Origin of the sequence: Asticcacaulis sp., from assembly GCF_051954415.1 — a bacterium.
In the GTDB taxonomy this organism is placed as follows: domain Bacteria; phylum Pseudomonadota; class Alphaproteobacteria; order Caulobacterales; family Caulobacteraceae; genus Asticcacaulis.
In genome coordinates this window covers 24,096-32,935 of the sequence record NZ_JBQCHT010000041.1, presented here as the reverse complement: position 1 = coordinate 32,935, position 8,840 = coordinate 24,096, and the positions used below count along the sequence as shown (strand labels likewise).

Genomic DNA, 8,840 nt, shown 5'->3' with positions numbered 1-8,840 from the left:
TCAGACTACGAATCTGAGGGTCAGGAGTTCGAATCTCTTCGAGTGCGCCATTCAAATCAATGACTTAGACGAAAAAAGCGGTGCAATTGCACCGCTTTTTTCGTCTGTAAACCGCTGTAAAAACATGTTGAATTTGCGGTACTATATCGCTGAATCGATAAATTGTTGTTTTTTTTATCAATTGAGTAACTGGGTGACAATAGTCTGGGGCTCACAGGCTGTGCGAAACAAGGCAGGCGGCACATCGTTTAAAACTTAGGTTGGCGACGAGATAAGAAAGGCGGCCTTAACCTATGACGCGGGCTGGGTTTTCGGCAAGAACATGAACCTGCTTGGCATCCAGGCCCTGGGCCTTGGGCTCGGCACCTATATCCACGAGCGTGGCGTCACCCCGAAGCTGGTCACCGGCCATGATTTCCGATCTTATTCAACCAATATCAAGAACGCCCTTGGCCTGATGCAGGCCGGGATAGAGGTGATCGATATCGGACTATGCCTCTCGCCCATCGCCTATTTCGCGCAATTCAACCAGGATGCGCCGTGCGTCGCTATGGTCACTGCCTCGCACAATGACAAGGCTGGACCGGCTTAAGAGACGTGACCTTCGGACCGGAAGAAACGGGCAGCCTATCGCTCAGACCGAACTGACGAGGTAGTCAGTTCAACCGCAGCCGCAGGCAGGCGGATGCCTGCCGACCATCGGCAAGGTCTGGGAGCAAAGAGACACTTGTCTGGCCCCCTAAACCAGGTGAATACAGACCAAAACACGCGACAGGTGCCAGCAGATCTGCATGGCGCTTTCATGCGACTGATTCAGACTTCAACAGCGTTACCCGAATTATCGATAATGATGTCGACCGCAGAAACCCGATGGAATCCGCGCCGAACTACCTCTTCAGCAAGGTTACCGGGCCGATCAGACCGGAAGGGCGCAGGGGCGCCTCGGCCGTGTAGGTCGGAGCGGCGGTGAAGGTGACCTTCTGAGCGCCGGGCTGGGCATCGCCGATCAGGCGGTTGACCCACAGGTTGGCGACACGGATTTCGATAACATTGGCGCCTTTTTTCACCAGCGTACCGACTTCGAGGCTGTAGGGCGCCTTCCACACGGTGCCGGCCGGTTGGTCGTTGACGTAAACTTCAGCCACATCACCGACCTTGCCGAGATCGAGTTTCAAAGGCGCGCCGGGCTTGACGCCTTTCGGCAAGGTGAGCGTGGTGCGGTAGGTGGTGGTGCCGGAGAAGTATTTCACTGCCGGATCGGCGCTGTCGGCAAGTGAGCCCAGGGCGCCTTTGGCGATCGGCGCCGGGGCGGCCAGGCCATCGAAACTGATCTTCCAGTCATTGCCGAGATCGGCGACCGGGTGCCATGTGGCCGGCGTTACCGTGGCGGACATGGCCTTGGCCGGCTCGCGGAAGACGACGAATACCGATTCCTGCGCCAGCAGGTCGAGCGGGATGATGGTGGTGTCGCCTTCGGTGCGGTAGCTGACCGGTTCGCTTGTGCCGCTATCGGCGTGCCACAGTTCCGGCGTCTTGCCGCTGACGTGGAAGCGGGCCTCGGTCTGCACCGGCCTGGCTTCGCGGTTATTGACGTAATAGAGGTCGCCATCCGTCACGCGACGGTGGACGAACAGGATCTGCGCATCGCCGGTGTAGGCAAAGTCCGGTGTCTGGCCGACGGATTTCAGCGCGGCCTCGACATCGCTTGAGGCGATGACCTGGCCCTGGCCGATCTTGGTCACTTCACCAGCCCATAGGCGTTTGACCAGCGCGGCGAACTCGGCCGGATCGTCATTAAGCGAGGGCGAAGCCGTCGGCGCCTGGCCGACAATGGTGGCGCCGGCATCGGCCAGTTCCGCGATCTTGCGCAGCGTGGTCAAGGTCATGCGCGCACTGGTGCCGCCGAGATAGAGCACGCGGTACTGCGCGCCGCTATCCGTCACCAGGCTGCCGTCCTTTACCGACAACTTGTCCAGCAGCGCGCCGGCATTGACGTAATCATAGGCATACTGCTTCGGCGCGTCGGCAGGCGTGTGGTTGTGATAGAGCGTCACCAGCGGCGCTTCCTCGCCGTAGAAATAGGCGACATCGGCATAGTTTCGGCCCTGCTGAAGCATGTAGGCATTGCGCGAGATGTAATCGACCCACGGCTTCGCCATGTCGGCCCAGGTGTCATTGCGATTGAAGTACTGGCCGAAGATCATCAGCGACAGGCCGGGCTTCTTATCATCGCCGAGCGGCTGATGAACCGAAGTGTGAATCACAGGGCGGTTGACGCCGCTGGCGAATTCCAGATCGATCATCGGACGCAGGTCGGACGGCGCAAAAGCCCAGGGGGCGAAGGCGCTGGTCAGGGATTCGGCGGCCACAAGGTTCTGGCCGTAGATATGCGACACCGAAGCCGCGCCCTTCATGTCGGCGATGGCGACGGCGGTGGGGCCGAATTCCGGGCGATAGGTCCACATGGCCGACATCGGGATATCGGCGTGGCTGCGCATGGCCATATCATCGCCGAGCGTCACGCGTGAGCTTTCCAGCGCCTCGCCATAGAGGGTCAGGTCGTGCTCATGCGCGACATCGGCTATGGTGCCGTAGTGGGCGCTGGCCATCAGGTCCGCCAGGGTATGGCGGTAATCATAGAGGAAGGCATCGGTCTGGGCGCGGGTACCGATAAGTGCGCCGGTCAGCGCCGGCAGCCAGGGGCGGGCATCATAGCCGCGCAGCTTCTGGAACTGGTCGAGCAGGGCCGGTGTCCAGTTTGACGAACCGACCTCGGTGGAATCCGTCACCATGGCACGCACGCCATGGGCGCCGATCAGATCCTTGCCGGCGGCCTTTTCATAGCCCGCCAGATAGGTTTCGATATAGCTGCGCACCGCCACCGGATCGTACTTGTCGACCTCAAGGCCGGTGGCCTCGGCGGTGGCCGGATGGTTTTCGATGCCGGTCAGGGACCAGCCCATGCGGACGATCTTCCATTTGCCCTTCGGGGGCGTCCAGGTGAGTGTGCCATCGGTCGAAACCTTAGCGGTCAGGTCGATGACGGAAGTCGTGGCTACGCCGGTTTCGGCAGGGGCGGTGCCGGCATCGAGTGCGTAATAATCGTCTACCGTGGCAAAACCCGCCTTGGCCTGGAACTGGTTGACGGCCGGCTGATCAGACAGGCTGAGCTGAGCGACATGGAGGGGGCCAGGCTTGCCGAAATCCTTCATGGGCCCCATGTCGGCACCCGGCAGGGGCAGGAAAAGCGGTGGGCCGGCGGCAGGTCTCTGTGTCAGCACGAGGCGGAAATGGCTGGCAGTCACGGCGGCGAAACCGGCCGTGCTCGGCACCAGGCTGAGGGGGATATCGGCGACCTTGCGCCAGGTCTGGCCATCGGTACTGGCTTCCAGTACCGGCGTGTAGTTGGCGCGGTCAAAGGTCGAGGCGGCGCCTGGGAAATAGAGTGTCAGCGAACGGACGGTTTGCGGCATCTTGTAGTCGATATTGATTACCACAGGCTTTTCCACCGACAGCGGCGGCAATTCGGCACCTGCACCCACTTCAGTCAGGGCTTTGGCATCGAGCATGGTATCGTCGGCGCGGATGACCGGCAGGGGCAGGGTAGTTTCCGTTACGGGATAAGCGTAAACGCCGATCTCGCCTCCGAACTTCGGCGCGGCATCCGGATCGGGCACTGGGCCCATGATCTCGGCCTGTTTCGGCATGGCCTGGTAAGGGCCTGTCATGCGTGGGAGGGCGGGCAGTTGCAGTTTCAGCGCCTTGCCGCCGGAAACAACGGTCTCGCTCCACACGACCTTCTTCATGCCGTCCGCAGGTTTCACCCACGGACCGCCGCTTTCGCTCCAGCCGGGAGAGGCGGCGATGCCGAGCTCCAGGCCCTTTTGGTCAGCGGTTGTGGCGGCGAAGCGAAAAGCGTCGTCCCATTCGGGCGTCATATAGGCCAGGCGCTTTTCGACCACCTGCGGCGTCATTAGATTGACGTCAAAGGTCTGGGCCCCGCCGATGCCGACCGCCGCCATCCAGTCGAGGTCTTTCTGGATGCCTTCTTTCGTGATGTTGCCGTTCATCCAGTGCCACCAGACGCGTGGCCGCGCGCTTTGCGGCGGATTGGTAAAGCCGGCGGCCACCGAATCCGGTTCGGCGGCCATGAGCGGCGCAGCCGGCGTCAAGAAAACGGACGCCAGCAGAAGGGCTTTGAGGGCGCGGGCGGGGGTAAATGCGGTCATGGATTTCGTCCCTGCTGGCTGTTAAATGGCCAATTATTGATACTTAAATCTATATATCGGGATTTGTAGCCGCAAATCACAAAGAATGATAGTTCCTATCAGCGCTTTGAAACCACCAGTTTCTCGGCCGTCAGCCAATTGTAATAGTCCTCGATCCAGTGGTCGGCGCTGGTACCGACCTTCCGCATGCCGAAGCCATGGCTGCCGTGGGCATAGATATGCAGTTCGGCGGAGTGGCCGCTGTCGCGCCAGGCATCGAAGATCGGCACGCTGGCATGACCGAGCAGAGGATCATCGGCGGCCAGGGCAATGAAGGCCGGTGGGGCGTCGGCGGGGACGGGCGCATCGTCCATGGCGCCATAAATGACGCCGATGAAATCCGGGCGGGTAGCGGCGTCATAATAGGTGGCGACGTTCATTGTCTCCATGCCGCCGGCGGAAAAGCCCATGAAGCCGATCTTTTTCGGGTCGATACCGTAATCAGCGGCATGGCTGCGCACGTAGGACATGGCGGCGAGACCATCGGCCAGGGCCGGGGCTTCGGAAGAGGCCGGGATATCGCCATGGGTCATTTTGGCGGGCGCCTTGCCGACACGACTGGCGATGGCGGCGGCGAGGCCGTCGATATCGCGCGGGGTTTGATCCACACGATAGGTCAGGACGAAGCAGGTCACGCCTCGCGCCGCCAGATATTTGGCCACTTCGCGGCCCTCGGTATCGAAGGCGAGCGTCAGGAAGGCGCCGCCGGGGGCGATGATGACGGCGGTTCCATTAGCCGTGCCGGGGGCGGGCAGCACCGGATAAAGCGCCGGTTGGGTGACATTGCGTGCCGTGATCCAGCCTTCCATGCTCTCCCATTGCGTCGTCTCAGGTGAGCCGGTCGTGGAGAGGGGAATGGCCTTGATATCCGGCGGCGCCACGGGCTGCGGCGGATGCGCTTTAAAGATGGCGAGGAACTGGTCAAATCCGGGGGGCGTTTCGGCAAAAGCCGGTGCGCCGCAGGCAAGCGACAATGACAGGATCGAACCGGCAATGGACAGGCGCTTCATGGTGTTTACCCCTTTTGTGTTTTTGTTGCTTTGGGTTGCGCCGCGCCGATCAGGGCGGCGAGCAGGCTTAAGACCAGCAGGCCACCGCTGACGGCGGCCAAGGCGGTCAGCGCCTGATCAAGCTTGCCCAGTTTGGCGGTCAGGCCCAGAACAATGACCGGGCTCAGGAAGTTGCCGAGGAAGAAGGCCGTCTGCCAGCCGCCGGTGCCGCGTCCACGCTGATCGAAGCTCAGTTTGGCCATGATGCTGGTCAGGATGGCGGGCAGGGTGATGCCACAGCCGAGTCCGGTCAGCACGATGCCGACGCAGGTGACGGCATAGCTGCCATTGCCGACGAAGAGTGCCAGGCCGCCGGCGATGAGCGCGAAAGCCAGCGAGAGGTGCTGCGTCAGCTTCCAGCGGCTGAGCATCTTGAAGACCAGGCCGCCCAGCGGCACGGCAATGCCGCCGACCGCGCTGGTCAGGCCAATCACCTGTGACGAGCCCATGGCGCGTTCGGTCAGCAGGAAGGGCGTCTGGATGGGGATGATGAAGAAGAAGGTCGCCGCCAGCAGACCGACCACATAGAGCGGCAGCACGGACATCAGCGGGAAGCGGCCGGCCTCGGGCTCGTCGGCCTCGCGCCTTGGCTCACGGATCAGCAGCATGACCAGCGGAATGAACAGGATGGGCAGGCCGTAGATGAGGAACGGCACCCGCCAGCCGAGGTCACCCAGTAAGCCGCCAACCGCCGCCAGAACCACGGCGGAAACCGAGGCGATGCTGGTCTGGACGACCAGCCAGTTTTCGCGGCGCGGCCCTTTGAAATAGTCGCCGATCAGGGTGGTGGAGGCGGTCATGAAGCCCGATTCCGCCAGGCCGACGCCGATGCGCGAAGCGATGATGGCGTTGAGATCATTAAGGAAAAAAGGCGCCAGTCCGCAAAAGAAATAGAGCACCAGCGACGCCAGCAGCAGGCCCTTGCGGCCGGTCTTATCGGTCAGGCGCCCGGCGAAGGGCGCGGTGATGGCGACGACCAGTGCCGGCACGGAAAGCGCCAGTATGACCTTTGTGTTGGCCATCGGATCATGCGGGAAGGCAGCGATGATCTTGGGCAGGACGGGCGCGATCAGCAGGGCCGCCGCCACGGACAGGGTGGAGAGCATGCACAGGAGTATGCCTTGCGCGGCATTGCCTTCGCGGGCGTTTGAAACGGCCATTCTATTTTCCTCAATCATGGTGTGGCAGAGAGTCGAAGGCGGGCCAGAAAGTCCCGGATCACCAGGTCGGCATCGAGCGTGTCATAGACCCGGATTTTCCGACCGGGGATCGCGTTCCCATACTGACCGCGGTCGAGAATGCGTCTGGCCTGTGTCTCGGCATAACGACCTGCCTCGGATGACAGGGCGGTCAGCAGGACCATCGCGCTGTCGCCAAGACCGCGCGCGCCATCCAGTTTGACAAACGATGGCACATCGGTGAGGCGCTCATAAACCCATGCGGCCAGGCCTTTGTTCTGGCGGGAAATCCACTCAAGTTCCGAGAACGCAAGCATGAGGGTCCTGTAGGTGGTTTCGGGAATCTGCCATACGGGCACCTGTGACCGTTCCATGACCTGGCGGGCGGCTTCGATATCGGTCATGAGGTTGTATTCCGGCCCCCCAGCCGGATAGCCGCCGCCACCGATCCAGATCACCGTCATCTTGCCGGCAATGGACGGATCGATCCTGAGGGCTGCCGCCACATTGGTCAGGGGGCCGCCGCAGGTCAGAAAAAGCGGCAGCGGATCGGGTCGGTTGGCCTCGGTGACGATCGCCTCGGCCGCCGCTGACAATTGATCCTTTGCAATGCCGAAGGTGTCGGCGCCGGCGATCACTTTCGGAGGAACCGACGGGTTTATACGCCTGACAACTTCAGCGGCCAAATTCCCGCCGCTAAAGGCGGTCTTGTCCGGGTGGCCGGCGCCGGCCAGCCGGGCGAGGCTTTGATCCAGGGCCGATGAGGTAATCAGGGGGACATGCGTTGCCGGCGACAACAACTGGTGGACGAGGGCGGCAATGCCGTCGGGATCGCCGGCAAAATCGTTGTCCACAATGAGGCGCGAGCGGGGGCTGCCCACATCCGCTAAAGCCTTGCCTGCGCTGGCGGCGGCAGCAGCGGCTGTGGTCAGGAACGTCCTGCGTGCGATGGCCGGCATGATATTCTCCATGCAGCCGTTCAGATTCGGTTGGCCCTGGCGATATTGCCAAGCAGGAGGGCGCTGGGCTTGGGCGTCCGCTTTTGCGTGGCGCGGTCGACGGCGACGAGGCCCAGTTTCGGGCCGTAGCCGAAGACCCACTCGAAATTGTCGAGCAGAGTCCAGTGAATATAGGATTTGACCGGCACACCATCTTTCAGGCAGTTGGCGACACCCTGCAGGACAAGCGGGATATAGGCGCAGCGGCGGGTATCATCCTCGGTGGCGAGGCCGTTTTCCGTGACATAGATCGGCTTGCCGGTTTCGGCATGAACGTAGCGGATGGCGTGTTCCAGGGAGGACGGCCAGAATTCCTCGCCCTGCTGGTTCAGTTCAACGCCGGCCTCGGGGGGCATCGGCCCCTTGGCATCGATGCGCATACGGCTGTAGTTCTGCACGCCGACAAAGTCACTGTGCGTCCGGGCAAGATCCAGCCATGGGCCATACGCCTGCCTGCGGAATTCATCGGCGCGGCTGTTTTCGCCCACGGCCTGAACATCATGAACCGCCAGGGTGACACCGACCGGAAAATCGCCGGGACCGGCCTTGATGGCCTCATAGCCCTTCCGGTGCGCGGCCAGCAGGTTCGGCAGCATCTTGTCCTGATCAGCGAACTGGATGCTGGCGAAGCGGTCCGAGGCGGCGGCCTTTGCCGCGTCAACCATGGAGGCACGCATACCGGCGACGATGAAGTCCGGCACCATCCAGCGCAGGACGTAGCCCAGTTGGGGTTCGTTGAAAGTGGCGGCTAGCGCTGTGTAAGGGCCGATGGCAGCGGTGGCATAGGTGCAGAAACGGGCGAACCGGTCAGGCGATTCCGGATTTTCAAAACCGCCCTGCGCCGCGAACCAGACCGGCACGGAATAATGATTATAGGTGATGACGGGCTTGACGCCATGCTTCAGGCAGGTCTGCGCCATGCGGACATAATGGTTCATCTCGGCGGCTGAAAATTCACCTTTTGCCGGCTCGATGCGCGCCCATTCCAGCGAGAAGCGGTAAGCCTTCAGGCCCAGCTTCGCCAGCATGGCGATGTCCTGTTCATACAGGTGGTAGTGGTCGCAGGCGTCGCCAGAGGGCTCCTTGAAAGGGCTGGTCTTCAGGTGCTCCAGCAGCCACATGTCGGAATTGACGTTGTTGCCTTCTACCTGATGGCCGGCCGTGGCGGCGCCCCACAGGAAGTCCTTCGGGAAGGTGAAGCCGGGTTTGGCCGCTTTCGCGGTACTGGCCACGGCCGCGCCGGAAGCCATGAGAGCGAGGGTGGATTGGGCGAGGGTGCGACGGGACAGCATGGGGATTCACCTTGAAAAGTCAGCGGCCGGAGGAAAAAGACGGCTCGCCTCCTTT

5 protein-coding genes and 1 pseudogene are annotated in these 8,840 nt (G+C 62.0%); 1 reads left to right on the top strand and 5 read right to left on the bottom strand.

Annotated elements, in window-relative coordinates:
- Positions 1 to 292: 292 nt before the first annotated feature.
- A pseudogene (locus tag ACTHND_RS16000) lies at positions 293 to 630 on the top strand (phosphomannomutase/phosphoglucomutase); the annotation flags it as partial.
- Positions 631 to 887: 257 nt separating this feature from the next.
- Here ACTHND_RS16000 and ACTHND_RS15995 read toward each other — a convergent pair.
- The 5 genes from ACTHND_RS15995 to ACTHND_RS15975 all read right to left on the bottom strand — a co-directional run bounded on the left by ACTHND_RS15995 (position 888) and on the right by ACTHND_RS15975 (position 8,785).
- Positions 888 to 4,229 carry a glycosyl hydrolase gene (locus ACTHND_RS15995; protein WP_440178967.1) on the bottom strand — a complete coding sequence of 1,114 codons (3,342 nt, stop codon included), beginning with the start codon at positions 4,227 to 4,229 and terminating at the stop codon, positions 888 to 890.
- A 98-nt stretch (positions 4,230 to 4,327) separates the two neighbouring features.
- A complete protein-coding gene (locus tag ACTHND_RS15990) occupies positions 4,328 to 5,278 on the bottom strand; it encodes an alpha/beta hydrolase (RefSeq protein WP_440178966.1) in 951 nt (316 codons plus the stop codon).
- A gap of 5 nt (positions 5,279 to 5,283) precedes the next feature.
- The gene (locus ACTHND_RS15985; protein WP_440178965.1) at positions 5,284 to 6,477 is read right to left on the bottom strand and encodes an MFS transporter; all 1,194 of its coding nucleotides are present in this window, start codon (positions 6,475 to 6,477) and stop codon (positions 5,284 to 5,286) included.
- A 14-nt stretch (positions 6,478 to 6,491) separates the two neighbouring features.
- Positions 6,492 to 7,454: a nucleoside hydrolase gene (locus ACTHND_RS15980; protein ID WP_440178964.1), complete on the bottom strand. Its 963-nt coding sequence runs from the start codon at positions 7,452 to 7,454 to the stop codon at positions 6,492 to 6,494.
- Between the two features lie 20 nt (positions 7,455 to 7,474).
- The gene (locus tag ACTHND_RS15975; RefSeq protein WP_440178963.1) at positions 7,475 to 8,785 is read right to left on the bottom strand and encodes a glycoside hydrolase family 1 protein; all 1,311 of its coding nucleotides are present in this window, start codon (positions 8,783 to 8,785) and stop codon (positions 7,475 to 7,477) included.
- Positions 8,786 to 8,840 lie beyond the last annotated feature (55 nt).

Excerpts from the sequence above, each read along its gene's own strand:
- ACTHND_RS15995 (WP_440178967.1), bottom strand. The coding sequence starts at position 4,229 with ATGACCGCATTTACCCCCGCCCGCGCCCTCAAAGCCCTTCTGCTGGCG.
- ACTHND_RS15990 (WP_440178966.1), bottom strand. The coding sequence starts at position 5,278 with ATGAAGCGCCTGTCCATTGCCGGTTCGATCCTGTCATTGTCGCTTGCC.
- ACTHND_RS15985 (WP_440178965.1), bottom strand. The coding sequence starts at position 6,477 with ATGGCCGTTTCAAACGCCCGCGAAGGCAATGCCGCGCAAGGCATACTC.
- ACTHND_RS15980 (WP_440178964.1), bottom strand. The coding sequence starts at position 7,454 with ATGCCGGCCATCGCACGCAGGACGTTCCTGACCACAGCCGCTGCTGCC.
- ACTHND_RS15975 (WP_440178963.1), bottom strand. The coding sequence starts at position 8,785 with ATGCTGTCCCGTCGCACCCTCGCCCAATCCACCCTCGCTCTCATGGCT.